A 15,922-nucleotide genomic window follows, 5' to 3' on the forward strand; every position below is an offset into this window, starting at 1 on the left:
ACAGATTGTTGGAGTCTTCAAAAAAGAAGGAAATCAAACTGTTTCTGTTGAACGAATTTATCAACACATTTGGGCTGATAAGAAGAATAGAGGGACTCTTCATATGCATCTTAGAAGGCAAGGTAGAAAATATAGAAAAAGAGGTGCTAGTAAGGATACTAGAGGTATAATAAAAAATAGAGTAAGTATAGAAAAACGACCTGATATTGTTGATAAGCGAGAGCGTTTTGGAGATTTAGAGGTTGACTTAATCATTGGAAAAAATCATAATCAAGCAATTTTAACTATAAATGTATAGAGCTTCAGGAGTATTTAAAATGAAAAAAGTAGTATCAAAAGAAGCAGCATTTATTACTACTGCAATAAATGACCTATTAGAAGACTGGATCCCTTATTTACACACCATTACAGCAGATAATGGAAAAGAATTTGCTGGACATCAAAAAGTAGCAGAAAACTTAAATGTTGATTACTTCTTTGCTCACCCATATCATTCTTGGGAGAGAGGATCTAATGAAAACCTAAACGGCCTGATTCGTCAATATTTCCCAAAAGGTTCTGATTTTAGAAGCATTACTGAACAAAGAATATATGAAATAGAAACAAAGATAAACAATAGACCAAGGAAGAGGTTTGGATACGAAACCCCTATATTTGTAATGAATAAATTATTGTTTAACGAAGAAGTTGCATTTATGAGTTGAATTCAGCTCTTTTTATATTGGAAAAAGCTGAGATCCTCCTTGTTTTGAGTATTTTTACCTAAAATACAAAATTATGTTTAGTAGTGGTCAATTGGTATTTGCAGGTTTCTTTGTTGTAGCCTTTATCTCCATGATGATTTGGAGTTATAGAAAAGATGTTCAACATCATAAAATACATTATAAAAATGTTGGTTATAAAGTTGGAATTGCTTGTGTTTTGATTGTTTTTGTGTTTATTATTCTACGAATTTTAATTCATTAGTCAAAGGATTCTGTTTGGTCTAATAATATATTGATTTAGATTAATTGAACCCTGCCTACTAAAAAAATATAGAAGATTTAAAGTTTGTATTTGTTTTTAAATATTCAAACTGATAAAGGCATAATTTGTACAATTTTTGAAAATAAGATTCTTCGTGGTACTAAAGTAAAATATAGCAAAAGCATCGCTAAACTCTTTTTAGTAGTTTGTTAATTAGAAATAGAATCATACTTATACGATTGTTTTTTAGTTATGTAGTGCTTTTGTTTATATTTACAATCGTTCTTAGTCTGTTTTTTTATATCTATTTAGAACGTTATTCAATTATTAAATTTTCAGAATGAGTGCACTCGAACAAATCAATGGATTAAAGTTAGAAATGTCTAAATCTGTTATTGGTCAGAAAAAACTAATAGACAGGTTGGTTTTGGTTTTATTATCAAACGGAAATATACTTCTTGAAAGTTTGCCAGGTTTGGCTAAGACAAGAACGATTAAATCATTAGCAAAAGAGTTGAATTGTGGTTTGAGTAGAATTCAATTTACGCCCGATTTATTGCCTTCAGATATAACAGGAACGGAAATTTATCAACCTGACTCAGAGGAAAAATTTATTTTTCAAAAAGGACCGATATTTAGCAATCTTATATTGGCTGATGAAATTAATAGAGCACCTGCAAAAGTGCAGTCTGCTTTGTTGGAAGCGATGGAAGAAGGACAAGTTTCTGTAGCGGGATCTACCTATAAAATGGAACCTTTGTTTATGGTAATGGCTACTCAGAATCCTGTGGAACAAGAAGGAACTTATCCTTTACCGGAAGCTCAGATGGATCGATTTTTAATGCATGTAACAATAGATTATCCCGATGACAATTCAGAATTGTTGATTATGAGATTGAATCGTAAGGAGCAGAGTGGTATAAAAGAGGAAGAAAAAAAAAAATTAGATCCAAAAGTTGTTTTTAAAGCTAGAGAAGAGATTGCCAATGTTTCTATATCCGAAAATATGGAACGTTATATTGTAGATCTAATTTCAGCAACTAGAACTCCCGAAAAATATACTAAAGATTTGGCAAAATGGATAGAATATGGAGCAAGTCCGAGAGGTACAATTGCAATAGATAGATCTGCAAGAACACATGCTTGGATGTCTGGTCAGAATTATGTGTCTGTAGATAATATTAGATCCGTAATGCACGATTGTTTACGACATAGAGTTAGTTTGAGTTATGAAGCAAATGCTGAGGGGGTTTCTGTTGAAACTGTTTTGAATGAAATTCTAAATCAAGTTGCGGTAATTGGATAATAGCTTATCATGAATAATGAACCATTTCCTAAGAATGTTTTTGTCTCTCTGAATGATTTGATCAAAATGGAGCGTGTATCCCAGAGCTTTAGCCTTTTGGCGAATAAGCAAAGAGTTAAAAGTATTTTGGGAGGAAAGCATGCTTCTAAATTAAGAGGAAGAGGGTTGGATTTTGAAGAAGTGAGAAATTATGTTCCTGGAGATGATGTACGGAATATTGACTGGAAGGTTACGGCTAGAACACAAAAAACACATTTAAGAATTTTCACTGAGGAAAAGGAAAAACCAGTCTTGATAATTGTCGATCAAACCAAATCAATGTTTTTTGGGAGTCAGCATAAAACCAAATCGGTTGTTGCAGCTGAACTCGCTGCAATTGTGGCTTTTAAAGTTGCTAAAGAAGGAGATAGAGTTGGTGGAATCGTTTTTGGAGATAACGGTGTAGATGCTGTGTTACCCAAAAGAAACAGGAAAAATATCCTGCTCTTTTTTGAGAAGTTAGTCAAAAGAAATAGAGAGCTGAAAGATTCGAATCCTGAAGGATTTGAATTGGGTATCAAACGAGTTTTCGAGAGGATAAGGAATATTATTACTCATGATTATTTGATCTTTATTATTGGAGATTTTCATCGGTATTCTGAAGAAGTAATCAAACATATCTCTTATATGTCAGTTCATAATGATGTGGTTTTGGCTAAGGTCTATGACTCATTAGAGCGTGAATTAATTCCTGTGAAGTATGTAGGTGGAGATGGAAAAAATCAATTGTTAATAAATGGTTTGGAGAAAAAAATAAAAAATAAATTTCAAAAAGGTTTTGATAATGATTATCTGAAGTTTGAAGCTGAAATGAAAAAACATCGAATCCCAATATTCAAAATAAATACAGTGGAAGATGTGAGTCATCAAATTAAAAATATCTTTAAAGGAAGTTAATATGTTTTTATGCTTATTTTATCAGATTCAATTTTTGTTCATGGTAGCTTTACAAAAAGAACAATTAACTGAGGATTTGGGACCTTTGATAGAGCCTGATGCAGTTCCTTTTTCTTTTGATGCGATAGGCTGGAAGTTTTGTGTGTCAATCATTTTAATTAGCATTTTAGTGTTATTAGTACTTCAGGTAGTAAAATATCGAAAGAACTCTTATCGAAGAGAGGTAATAAAAAAGTTAAATAATTTTGATAGGTTAGAGTCTTTTTTGAAAAATAACGAAGTTGTTAATTTTTCAAATTACCTATTAAAGCGTACTGCGATTCAGGTTTATGGAAGAGAGAAAGTGGCAAGTTTATATGGGTTAGAATGGTTGAATTTTTTAGATTCTAAGAGCAAATACACAACATTCTATACTTGTGTTTTAGTGTTTGATAAATCGTCTTATGGAACTGGAGAAATTGATAAGAAAGAACGTGCTAAAATTGTAGATTTAACTGTAAAATGGATAAATACTCATGCCTGAAAATTTTGAACTCATAAATAGTTGGGTGTTTTGGTTGGTTCCTTTACCTCTTTTGATTTTTTTAATGACTCCATCGCTAAAGATAAAAAGTGCATCATTATTAATACCAAATATTAAAAAGGCTTCAGAATACACAAATCAAAGACCTAGGCCTTCTTCTTTGGTGAAAAAGAAGTCAGTTTTAGAGGTGTTTGTTCTTATCCTAATTTGGTTGTTATTATTGACAAGTTTATCTTCACCACAATTGGAGGGAGAAGCTGAGTTAAAAGTGAAAAACTCCAGAAATTTTCTGATAGTCGCCGATTTGTCTTTTAGTATGGCACAAAAAGATTGGAAAATTGACGAAAAATCAGTTAGCCGTTGGCAAGCAGTAACTTCTGTGATGCACGAATTTATTGAAAAAAGAGAAGGAGATAGAATCGGATTAATCCTATTTGGATCAAGTGCTTATGTTCAAGTGCCTTTTACACCAGATTTATCAACGGTTGAGATTTTGTTAGACGAAGCGGCCGTTGGATTAGCGGGACAGACAACCTCTATTGGAAAGGCTATACTGAAGGGGGTTGATTTATTTGCAGAAGATACCATAAAAACAAAAGTTATGCTGTTGTTAACGGATGGAGTTGATGCCGGAATAGGGATATTACCATTGGATGCAGCGGAAATAGCCAAGAGAGATTCTATTCTAATATACACAATTGGTATTGGAGATCCGCATAGCGGAAACTCTGATTTGGATGAAAAGACATTGGAAGATATTTCTGAAATTACTGGATCCCAGTACTTTAGAGCTATTGATTCGGAAGAGCTGAATCAGGTATATAAAGAGTTGGACAAATTAGAACCTATAGAGTATGAAGAGATGAGTTATAGACCAAGAACACTTCTTTATAAATATCCATTGGTATTAGCGATGTTTATTTTTTTAAGCTATTCGCTATTGACAAGTATTGTCTTATTTTATCGAAAACAAATTAAAGATCGTCATGTTTGAAATAATACGTACAGAGTTGTTAGGTAATTTTCATTTTTTAAGACCAGAGTATTTATGGTTGTTAATTCCATTATTAGTAATTGTAGTTCTTTTTGTTTTTTCAAGACAAGAAGAAATATTATGGAAAAAAAATATTTCTGAACATTTACGACCTTTTATGATTCATAAAGGAAATCAATTGAAGGAAATTATATGGAAAGTAGTTTTATATAGTACAGTTATTGTTTCTGTTTTTGGATTAGCTGGTCCTGCATGGGAGAAGATCGAAATACCAGGGAAAACATTAGAAACACCAGTTGTTCTTATACTGGATTTATCTCAAAGTATGATGGCAACAGATATTCAGCCGACTCGATTAGAACGAGCAAAATTTAAAATACTTGATTTATTGAAAGTAAATCCAGGTGCTCGTGTAGCATTGGTTGGGTTTGCTGGAACCTCACATATAATATTGCCTTTAACAAACGATTATTCATTGATTGATGCTCATATAAATCAATTAAACCCCAGTGTGATGCCGTTTTATGGTAGTGATTTAGAAGCAGGACTAGAAAAAGCGATTGCCATAAGTTCTATTACAAATGCCCCAGCTACTTTTATTATATTTACAGATGATTTTGATGAGAATTCGTTTGAAATCATTAATAGAGTAAGTCAAGAATCAACAGCTAAATTTGAAATATTTCCTGTAAATACACGTACAGGATCAACTATTCCTTATGGTCGTTACAAAACAAAGATGAAGAATAAACAAGGGAAAGAGGTTTATTCGAAACTTAATTTTGGAGTTTTAGAAAAGTTGCACTCCTTAGAAAGAGTGAGGGTTAATTATTTAACTCTTGATAATAGTGATGTGGTAAGTGTTGCAAAATCGATTAAAAAGAATTTAAAATTTACTGATGAAGTAGAGAAAAAGGAAGATGATTGGCAAGATCAAGGGTTGTTTTTTGTAATACCGTTCGCATTATCTATTTTGTTTTATTTTAGAAAAGGAATGACTGTATATATTATTCTTTTTGGGATTCTGTTTGGTTCATGTTCTCAAAAGGACAGGTTTAAAGATTTATGGTTTACTAAAGATTTCCAAGGACAAAAAGAGTTTGATAAAAAGAAGTATGAAACGGCTGCGGTTTTATTTAAAGATCCTTTAAGAAAAGGAGTTAGTTTTTATAAAGCTGGTGTATATACTGAGGCGATTCGTTTTTTTTCAAAAGATACAACTGCTGAGGGAATGTATAATTTGGGATTGTCATATTATAAAAATGGTGATTACGTTGCTGCTGCCTTAGCTTTTGGAAAGACAATTGAGTTGGACCCTACAATGAAAATTGCGCAAGAAAATAAAATGATTGCTCAGCACATGTTAGAAGGAACAAGTGAAATGCCAGAGGATGCTACATTGGATAAAAACAATAAAGAAAAAGCACAAAATGAACAAAATAAGAGTCCAGAAGATTTAAGTGGCGGAGGCCAAGAGGCTACCGAAAAGGATATGCAGAAAAAAAGATTGGAAGAAATTACGAATACTGATATTCGAAAAGGAAAGGAGTTGGATGAATTGCCAGATGACTTTGAACTGGGGAAAGTTGGACAAGGTCCGAAAATATTGATGCAAAAAGAAGATGATGATCCGTCATTGTTTTTGAAAAGAAAATTTAGACATCAAGTGAAAGAGTATGGGGTCAAACCAAAACATAAAATGAACAAATGGTAACCCTTAGGAAAATATTTTTACTTTACCTTTTTTTGACTTATTCATTCTCGCTAATAGCTCAGAGACATATTCGGTCAGAAGTCCATTTTAATAAAGCTTCTGTTTATGTAGGGGAACCGATAGAAGTTAGTCTCTCTATATATTCATCTACTTGGTTTACAGAAGGAGTGAATCCGGGTAATATAAAAATTAATGGAGCTTATACTGTTTATTTTCGTTCTTTAAGTACTTCCAAAAAGTTTGATAATAGGTTGTATTCTGGTGTAACATTTTTTTTTAATGTATTTCCATATAATGAGGAGGATGTGGAGTTTCCTTCTTTAGAATTTATTGTTGAAACACCTAATGAAGGAGGATATGTAGGGATAAAGAGGAAAGTGAAAACTAGAGCTAAAACTATAGTTGTAAAGCCAATCCCTCCAGGTATAAATAAAGATTCCTGGATGGTTTCTTCTTCTGTACGTGTTTATGACTCTTGGAAAGGAGATCTATCGAAGGTAAAAGTTGGTGATGTTTTGGAACGAAATATAACTATAAAAGTTGGCGGGACTATTTCAGAGTTAATTACTGATATAGAATGGGATACGATTAATAATGTTAGTTTATACCCGAAACGGTCGTCTTTAAAAAACAATAAATCGAAAATGGCAATAAGTGCCGAAAGAGTTGACGGAACACGTTATTTGTTTGAAAAAGAAGGTGAAATTACAATTCCTGAAATCGTGATTACTTGGTGGAATCCTAGGTATAGTAAAATGTACAAAAGAGTTTTAAAGAAGAGAGTTATTAACGTAGAGACCAATCCAGATTTAGGGATGTTGGAAACCGTACGTAAAAATTTGGAAAATACAGTAGTTACTGAATTGGATAAAAAATTCAAGTTTGAGATTTTCGGAAGGTCGTTAAAGACGTTTTTATCATTTTTTATTGTGTGTCTGATAGGAGTTTTTTTAGTATTTAAGATAGGGAAATGGAGTTTTATAAAAGCTAGAATAAATAGAGAGCTGTATAGGAAGTCTGAAGCATATTTCTTTCAGCTGTTTGTGAAAGAAAGAGACATAAAATTAAAACAACAAAGATTATATAAGTGGATTGATCAATTAAACTTAGAAGAGCCAAGTCTTGCCTGTTTTATTGGTGAGTTTGGAACTGACCTGTTGGTGTTAAATTATAAAAAAAATCTTGTAAATTCTCGAAACACCAATTTTATTCATCAATTTAATAAAGAATGGAAATTATCAAGGGAAAATTTTTTAAAGACTGAAAAAAATTACAAGGATGAAAATAGTGACTGGGTAAATCCTTAGTTTTACAAATAAATTAGATGAGTTATTCATGAATTGTATTGGAGGAAAAAAGGGTGTATTTTTTAAATTCAAGTTTTTAATTGTTGTTTTAATTACTTTTATTAGTTCTTGTAATGAAAAAAAAACAGAATCGTATTCTAGGGTGAATCATGTACATGCAAAATCTAAATTTGTAGGATCTAAAACATGTAAGGAATGTCATCAAAAAGAAACTGTTAGTTGGATGGGGTCTCATCACGATATGGCAATGAAAGTTGCAGATTCAACCACAGTTTTAGGCGATTTTAATATGAGTGAGTTTGTTCATAAAAAGATGAAAACTTCTTTTTATATGAAAGGGAAGGATTATTACGTGACTACGACAAACAAAAAAGGAATTCCGGAAGAATACAAAATTGTCTATACTTTTGGAGTGGCTCCATTACAGCAATATATTGTTGCATTTCCAAATGGTGCTTTCCAGTGTTTATTAACAGCATGGGATTCTGTAGAAAATAAATGGTTTCATTTACAAGAAGATGTTAACTTAAAACATGATGAATGGTTGAACTGGACAGGAGCGTCGTCCAACTGGAATACGATGTGTGCAGATTGTCATTCTACAAATCTTAAAAAGAATTTTGACAGTAAAACAGGTCATTATAAAACCACGTTTAGTGAAATTAATGTGAGTTGTGAGGCTTGTCATGGTCCCGCTTCTACGCATGTTTCTTATTATAAAAATCCGTTAATAAATGAACAGGCTCCAGAAATGTATATGCAAACGAATATGGACACTAAAGAACTGGTTGATAAATGTGCTAGGTGTCATTCTAGACGTACGCAAATCACAGGTTATTTTGATTATAAAGGGACTTTTATGGATCATTATATTCCTCGTTTATTAGAGCCGCCAACTTATGAATTGGATGGACAAATTAAAGATGAAGTTTATGTATATGCTTCGTTTGTGCAAAGTAAAATGTATCATAATGGAGTTTCTTGTAAGGATTGTCATGATGTACACTCTTTAAAGTTGAAAAAACAAGGAAATGACTTGTGTATGAATTGTCATATACCTTCTTATGACACACCAGAACACCATCATCATAAACAAGGTTCTAAACAATCGATGTGTATCAATTGTCATATGGTTGGAAAGGTTTATATGGGGAATGATCATAGACGAGATCATAGTTTTAGAATTCCAAGACCTGATCAATCTGAGAAGTTCGGTACACCTAATGCTTGTATCTTTTGTCATAAGGATAAAACTAATAATTGGGCAGCAAAGGCCATTGTAAAGAATTATGGCACAAAAAGAGCAGATCATTTTTCTGATTATTTATTAGAAGGAAATGCAGGTAATAAAGGAGCATTGTTAAAACTAATATCTTCTGAAGGATATCCTGAAATTTCAAGAGCTACAGCGATGTCACATTTGATAACTCAAAGAGCAACGAGAGAAGAAGTTGCAAAAATTGCGGAAAAATTAAATAGCTCTTCAGCTTTGTTAAGAAGAGAAGCTGTGACTTCTATTGAAAAGATAAGAGATGTTTCTTATTTAAATCAAATCAAACCCTTGTTAAAGGATTCGGTTCGTTCTGTAAGAATTGCAGCGGTAAGTTATTTAGTAACTCTAAAAGTGAAAACAGAGAAAACTAAATTTTATAAAAAGGCAGAAAAGGAATATTTAGATTTTTTAGATATGAATTCTGATTTTGCAAGTGGTCAATTGAAAATTGCAGAGTATTTACAATCTAAAGGCGAGCTAGATTTGGCAATAAAAGCCTATGAAAAAGCTATAAAGATTGATTCTTATTATAACATTGCAAGAATGAATTTAGCTTTGTTATTTTACCAAAAAAATAAATGGGAAAAAAGTATTCAATTGTATAATAAAGTTATAGAATTAGAACCAGAATTTGGTTATTCGTATTATATGTTAGGGCTTTTGTATAGTGAATTAAATCAACCTAAGAAGGCAATTGACTATATGAAATTGGCAACAGAAAAAAATCAAACAAACTACAATGCCTTTTATAACTATGCACTTATGTTGCAGAAGTTGAATAAAATTAATAAATCCTTACAAGTTTTGGAAAAGGCGCTTTATTTATTTCCTAATAATGAAAAATTGTTATATGCTAAGCTTATTACAGAATTGAATAGTAATCTAATTGAAAAAGCTTTGAAAAGTTGTAAGCTTCTGATAGAGATTGATTCTGATAATACGAGGTATCATGAGATTTTGTCGGGATTGGAAAAAAATAATTTTAAAAAAGAGCATTGATTTTTTAAGAGGTAGTTTCTTTTCCTTTCTAAAATTTATTTTAGGAGTTAAAGGGATGCTTTTTTACCGTTTGGATTAGATGAAGGAAAATATTTCATCAAAATAAAATAAATTTAATTTGTGTATTTTTTGAATTATAATAAATAAACAATTACATTTGCCGCACAGTTTAAGATAATGAAAAATACATTTACATATAATAGTTTCTATTTCTTCTTTTATTTTTTTAAAAGAGAAGAGACTTTCTGTGTATTGTAAAAATAAGAATAAGTAATACAATATAGAAAGTCTCGAGAAATCGAGACTTTTTTGTGTTTATATATCTATTGAAAATATGAAAATAGCCATTCAAGGAATTAAAGGATCTTACCATCATATTGTTGCCGAACATTATTTTGGGAAAAACAATGAAATGGAAGAATGTATGACCTTTGCAGAAATGCCAGATAAAGTCTTATCTGAGTCTGTAGATATAGCAGTTATGGCGATAGAAAATTCTATTGCAGGTGCTATTTTACCAAATTACGTCTTGATAGATGAAGCGAATTTAAATGTTGTTGGAGAGTATTATTTACCAATACATCATAATTTAATGGCGTTGAAAGGACAGAAAATTTCTGATATAAAAGAAGTGTATTCTCATCCAATGGCATTGTTGCAGTGTCGAAAATTTTTCAGACAATATCCTCACATAAATCTAATTCAGGATAGGGATACAGCTGATGTAGCTAAAAGAATTACGGACAAGCAATTAAGAGGTGTTGCTGCTGTTGCAAGTAGTTTGGCTGCGGAAATTTATGGTTTGGAAATATTGGCGTCAGAAATTCAAACAATAAAAAATAACCAGACGAGGTTTGTAATAGTTGAGAAAAAAGGAAAAGATATCGTTGAGTTTCCAACAAAAGCCTCTATAAAATTCGTATTAAAAGATAAGAGTGGTTCGTTAGGAGAAGTATTGATAGAATTGGCAAATCATAAGGTTAATTTATCAAAAATTCAGTCTTTGCCAATTATCGATAAGCCATGGGAATATGCTTTTTTTGCCGATTTGGTTTTTATAGATTATATAGAATATAAAAATGCACTGAAAGATATTAGAACAAAAGTATCTAGTTGTAAAGTGCTAGGAGAATATAAAAAGAGTTAAAGTGATGATTTTAAAGGCAAATAGACTGAATGATGTTAAAGAATATTATTTTTCTAAAAAATTAAGAGAGGTAGGTAAATTAATGGCTGAAGGAAAGCCAATTATAAGTTTGGGAATTGGAAGTCCGGATCTAAGTCCTCCAGCAGAAGTACTGGATGCGTTGACGTCGTCGTTGAGTGATACCATGGCGCATGGATATAAAAGTTATCAAGGAATTCCTGAATTGAGAGCAGCGATGTCTGGTTTTTATAAGACATATTATGATGTGGAAGTAAATCCTGTAAATGAGATATTACCTCTTATGGGATCTAAGGAAGGAATAATGCATATTTCTATGGCTTTTTTAAATGAAGGGGATCAAGTTTTAATTCCAAATCCAGGATATCCTACCTATAGTTCGGTTACAAAATTAGTAGGAGCAGAAGTACTTCAGTATAATTTGACTGAAGAGAGTGGTTGGTTGCCGAATTATTCTGAGATAGAGCAAAATGATTTGTCTAAAGTTAAGATTATGTGGGTCAATTATCCTCATATGCCTACAGGAACTAAAGCGACAGATAAACTGTTTATTGAATTGATTGCATTTGCCAAAAAACACAATATATTAATTGTAAATGACAATCCTTATAGTTTTATTTTGAATGATAACCCTAAAAGTATTTTTCAATATAAAGGAGCAAAAGATGTTGCTTTAGAATTAAATTCCTTGAGTAAATCTTTTAATATGGCTGGTTGGCGAGTAGGTATGGTTTTAGGAGCAGATAAATATTTGACAGAATTGTTAAAAGTGAAAAGTAATATGGATTCTGGAATGTTTTATGGAGTTCAAAAAGGAGCAATCAAAGCCTTAGGTTTAACAGGAAATTGGTTTGAGACATTGAACAAAGCTTATGAGAAAAGAAGAACTTTGATTTGGAAGATCTTAATAGCTTTAAATTGTGAGTTTAATAAAGAAAGCGAAGGTTTGTTTGTTTGGGCAAAGTTGCCTAGTGGAATATCATCAGAACAAATGACAGATAAAATGTTATATGAAAAAGATGTTTTTTTAACTCCAGGAACTGTATTTGGTTCTAATGGAGAAGGTTATATAAGGTTGTCGTTATGTGTTCCAGAAGAGAAGTTGAAAGAAGTTTTACAAAGAGTTTCTATAGTTTAGGAATTTTTGAAAGAGATATAAAATGAAGAATAAAGTTGCCATTATAGGGTTAGGATTGATCGGTGGATCTTTGGCATTAGAGTTGAAAAAACATTTCGATTGGACTGTTTTTGGAATTGATTCAAGTGCTGAAAACGCGAAAAAAGCATTGATTTTGGGCGTTATTGACGAGGTTTCTGACTTTTCTATTATTGAAAGTGCTGATATTGTTGTCATTGCAGTGCCTGTTAATTATGGACCACAATTGGTTTTAAAAGTTTTAAATACAATTAAAAAAGATGCACTAGTGTTTGATGTAGGTTCTACTAAAGAATACATATGTAAAAAAGTTGTAAAGCATTCAAAAAGAGTTAATTTTGTCGCCGTTCATCCAATTGCCGGAACTGAGTTTTCTGGTCCTGAAGCAGCAATCTATAATTTGTTCGATGGAAAGGTAAATATCATTTGCGATAAAGAGTTGAGCAGTGAGAAGTCTATTGAAAAAACGATGACAATTTTTAATAGATTAAACATGAGAACTATTTTTATGAATAGTAGAGAACATGACAAGCATATCGCTTATGTTTCTCATCTGTCTCACATTAGTTCTTTTATGTTAGGGAAAACAGTTTTGGAAATTGAAAAAAACGAAAAAAATATTTTTGATATGGCGGGGAGTGGATTTGAATCTACCGTTCGTTTGGCAAAAAGTTCTCCTGAAATGTGGTCACCAATTTTTGTGGGTAACAAAACAAACATTTTAACATCTTTGGAAGGCTTTATTAAAAACCTTCAAGAATTTAAAGAAATGATCGAAAATGAAGATACAGAAGCATTGCGAAATTCAATGTCGGAAACGAATTATATAAAAGAAATATTAAACGGAATTAAAAAACAATAATATAAACAAAAAGCAGGAACGATAACAATCCCTTTTTGTTATCAAACTTAGAAACACTAGATTAAAATGGAAAACACGAAAGAATTCAGAACTTGGTTAGACGATATGCAATTAGACCATCCATTGGTGATTGCTGGACCTTGTAGTGCAGAAACAGAAGAGCAAGTATTAAAAATTGCTCATGAATTAAAAAACACAGATGCTACTGTTTTTAGAGCAGGTGTATGGAAGCCAAGAACAAGACCAGGAGGTTTTGAAGGAGTAGGTGCTGTTGCATTGCCTTGGTTACAAAGAGTAAGAAAAGAAACAGGAATGAAAATTGCTGTAGAGGTTGCAAATTTAGCTCATGTAAAATTAGCTTTAGAAGCAGATATCGATATTCTTTGGTTAGGAGCTAGAACAACAGTTAACCCTTTTGCTGTTCAAGAAATTGCTGATGCGTTAAACGGGACAGATAAAATTGTTTTGGTGAAAAATCCAATCAATCCAGATTTAGCTTTATGGTTAGGTGGTGTTGAGCGTTTACATACAGCGAACATTAAAAATTTAGGAGTGATTCACAGAGGGTTCTCTTCTTATAAAAAGACAAGTTATAGAAACGTACCTCAATGGCAATTACCTATTGAGTTAAAACAACGTTTTCCGGATTTACCAATAATCAATGATCCATCTCATATTTGTGGAAATAGAACAGGAATTGAAGGAATTTCTCAAATAGCCTTAGATTTAAATTTTGAAGGCTTGATGATTGAAACTCATGTAGATCCAGATAATGCATGGTCAGATGCTGCGCAACAAATTACTCCAGGTCGTTTGGTAGAAATCATGGATGATTTGAAAGTAAGAGAACCAAAAGCAGAAGGAGAAGCTTTAAATCAATTGACAGAATTAAGAGCTGAAATCGACGTAATTGACAATCATATTTTAGATACTTTAGCCGAGAGAATGAAAGTTGTTGAGAAAATAGGTGAAGTGAAAAAAGGAAAAAACATCTCTATTTTACAAGATGATAGATGGGCAACTATTTTAGAAACTGTTAAAAAAGAAGCTGTAGTTAGAGGTTTGAGTGATGCTTTTGTTGAATTTATTTTTAAAGCAATTCACCAAGAGTCTATAAATCACCAAGAAACAATTGTGACAGGTAAATAAATTCCTGTAGGATTGTCTTGAATCGTTATAAAATACCACAAGTTTCTCAATTTATTTGAGAGCTTTGTGGTATTTTTGCTTTTAGGTACCTTTCGTATCTAAGATAAAAAAGTATAACAGAGCTGGTAACAGTTTAAATTAGCTAATAATGTATGAATGGAGTTGTAGTAAAATCTACAGGTAGTTGGTATCATGTACGAACAAAATCGGGAAAATTACACAAATGTAGAATTCGAGGTAAATTTCGTATGGAGGGTATTAAAAGTACAAATCCTGTCTCTGTTGGAGATGTGGTAGATTTCGACTTGGAACCTAATAAGGAAACTGGGGTTATTATAAAAATTCATGAAAGATCAAATTATATAGTACGTAAATCAGTAAACCTTTCTAAGCGGACACATATCATTGCATCTAACATAGATATGGCATTTTTATTGGTGACTATTGATAACCCTCCTACAACAACAAGTTTTATTGATCGATTTTTAGTCTCTGCTCAAGCTTACCATATTCCAGTAACTATTTTATTTAATAAGGTTGATTCTTACGGTGAAGAATCGAAAGAATTAAAAGATGAACTTGAAGAAATTTACACATCTATTGGGTACGAGTGTATTGAGATTTCAGCCATAAAAGGTGTAAAAATAGATAAGGTTAAGCAATTGATGAAGGGGAAAGTTACCTTGTTTTCTGGGCATTCAGGTGTTGGAAAATCAACTTTAGTAAATGCCATTGAACCGAGTTTGAATTTAAAAACTTTAGAGTTATCTGAGCAGCACAATCAAGGACAACATACTACAACTTTTGCAGAAATGCATTCTTTAAGTTTTGGTGGGTATATAATAGATACACCTGGAATAAAAGGTTTTGGAATAGTTGATTTTGAAGAGGACGATATCTCAGGTTATTTTCCTGAATTTTTCAAACTTAAGGGAGAGTGTAAGTATCATAATTGTAAACATCTTGATGAACCTAAATGTGCTATCAAAGAAGGTTTAGAAGATGATAGGATCGCAGCTTCAAGATATTTTAGTTATGTTCAAATAATGCAAGGAGAAGAAGAACATTTTAGACAAGATATTTATACTCCTAAAAAATAATATGAAAGCTGTAATCCAAGTTGTAAAAGAGGCCTCTGTTACTATTGATAATAAAGTTTATTCTAAAATTAAAAAGGGCTTGTTAGTTTTGGTTGGTGTTGAAGATATGGATGTTGAAGAGGATATTAATTGGCTTTCCAATAAAGTGACCAATATGAGGATTTTTACCGATGATTTTGATATTATGAATTTATCTGTAAAAGATGTTGATGGTGAAATTCTTATCATTAGTCAGTTTACTCTTCAAGCGAGTACTAAAAAAGGGAATAGACCTTCTTATATAAATGCATCTAAACCAAAAATAGCGATTCCGAAATACGAACAGTTTGTTGCTCAGGTAGAAACAGATTTGGGTAAACAAATAGCTACGGGTGTTTTTGGAGCCGACATGACAGTAACTTTGATAAATGAAGGACCTACAACTATTGTTATTGATTCCAAAGCTAAAAATTAATATTTTATCGATTAAAAA

General features: G+C 31.8%; 16 protein-coding genes. All 16 read left to right on the forward strand.

The window, feature by feature from the left end:
- A partial coding sequence (locus tag V5787_RS07720; protein WP_336892670.1) for an IS30 family transposase occupies positions 1-298 on the forward strand: 298 nt, incomplete at its 5' end.
- Positions 299-317: 19 nt separating this feature from the next.
- Positions 318-704 (forward strand): IS30 family transposase, encoded by a 387-nt coding sequence (locus V5787_RS07725; protein ID WP_336892671.1) that lies wholly within the window; start codon positions 318-320, stop codon positions 702-704.
- Between the two features lie 73 nt (positions 705-777).
- Positions 778-966 carry a hypothetical protein gene (locus V5787_RS07730; RefSeq protein ID WP_336892672.1) on the forward strand — a complete coding sequence of 63 codons (189 nt, stop codon included), beginning with the start codon at positions 778-780 and terminating at the stop codon, positions 964-966.
- A 340-nt stretch (positions 967-1,306) separates the two neighbouring features.
- A complete protein-coding gene (locus tag V5787_RS07735; RefSeq protein ID WP_336892673.1) occupies positions 1,307-2,272 on the forward strand; it encodes a MoxR family ATPase in 966 nt (321 codons plus the stop codon).
- A 9-nt stretch (positions 2,273-2,281) separates the two neighbouring features.
- Positions 2,282-3,208, forward strand: a complete 927-nt coding sequence (locus V5787_RS07740) for a DUF58 domain-containing protein (protein WP_336892674.1) — start codon at positions 2,282-2,284, stop codon at positions 3,206-3,208.
- Between the two features lie 40 nt (positions 3,209-3,248).
- Positions 3,249-3,731: a DUF4381 domain-containing protein gene (locus V5787_RS07745; protein WP_336892675.1), complete on the forward strand. Its 483-nt coding sequence runs from the start codon at positions 3,249-3,251 to the stop codon at positions 3,729-3,731.
- Entirely contained in the window at positions 3,724-4,725 is a 1,002-nt protein-coding gene (locus V5787_RS07750) for a VWA domain-containing protein (RefSeq protein WP_336892676.1), read from the forward strand. Before V5787_RS07745 ends, V5787_RS07750 begins: the two co-directional genes overlap by 8 nt.
- A complete protein-coding gene (locus tag V5787_RS07755; protein WP_336892677.1) occupies positions 4,718-6,439 on the forward strand; it encodes a VWA domain-containing protein in 1,722 nt (573 codons plus the stop codon). The genes V5787_RS07750 and V5787_RS07755 overlap by 8 nt, the downstream gene beginning before the upstream one ends.
- Before the next feature lie 32 nt (positions 6,440-6,471).
- The gene (locus tag V5787_RS07760; protein ID WP_336892678.1) at positions 6,472-7,746 is read left to right on the forward strand and encodes a hypothetical protein; all 1,275 of its coding nucleotides are present in this window, start codon (positions 6,472-6,474) and stop codon (positions 7,744-7,746) included.
- Between the two features lie 28 nt (positions 7,747-7,774).
- Complete coding sequence (locus tag V5787_RS07765) at positions 7,775-10,018, forward strand: tetratricopeptide repeat protein (protein ID WP_336892679.1); 2,244 nt, start codon at positions 7,775-7,777, stop codon at positions 10,016-10,018.
- 334 nt (positions 10,019-10,352) lie between these two features.
- The gene (locus V5787_RS07770) at positions 10,353-11,165 is read left to right on the forward strand and encodes a prephenate dehydratase (protein ID WP_336892680.1); all 813 of its coding nucleotides are present in this window, start codon (positions 10,353-10,355) and stop codon (positions 11,163-11,165) included.
- A gap of 4 nt (positions 11,166-11,169) precedes the next feature.
- Positions 11,170-12,321, forward strand: a complete 1,152-nt coding sequence (locus V5787_RS07775; protein ID WP_336892717.1) for an aminotransferase class I/II-fold pyridoxal phosphate-dependent enzyme — start codon at positions 11,170-11,172, stop codon at positions 12,319-12,321.
- 22 nt (positions 12,322-12,343) lie between these two features.
- Positions 12,344-13,201 carry a prephenate dehydrogenase gene (locus V5787_RS07780; RefSeq protein ID WP_336892681.1) on the forward strand — a complete coding sequence of 286 codons (858 nt, stop codon included), beginning with the start codon at positions 12,344-12,346 and terminating at the stop codon, positions 13,199-13,201.
- A 66-nt stretch (positions 13,202-13,267) separates the two neighbouring features.
- On the forward strand, positions 13,268-14,350 hold the full coding sequence (locus V5787_RS07785; RefSeq protein ID WP_336892682.1) for a bifunctional 3-deoxy-7-phosphoheptulonate synthase/chorismate mutase type II: 1,083 nt from the start codon (positions 13,268-13,270) through the stop codon (positions 14,348-14,350).
- A gap of 152 nt (positions 14,351-14,502) precedes the next feature.
- A complete protein-coding gene (gene rsgA, locus V5787_RS07790) occupies positions 14,503-15,450 on the forward strand; it encodes a ribosome small subunit-dependent GTPase A (protein WP_336892683.1) in 948 nt (315 codons plus the stop codon).
- A 1-nt stretch (position 15,451) separates the two neighbouring features.
- A complete protein-coding gene (dtd, locus tag V5787_RS07795; RefSeq protein WP_336892684.1) occupies positions 15,452-15,904 on the forward strand; it encodes a D-aminoacyl-tRNA deacylase in 453 nt (150 codons plus the stop codon).
- Positions 15,905-15,922 lie beyond the last annotated feature (18 nt).

It is taken from the genome of Flavicella sp., from assembly GCF_037132785.1.
Classification (GTDB): domain Bacteria; phylum Bacteroidota; class Bacteroidia; order Flavobacteriales; family Flavobacteriaceae; genus Flavicella.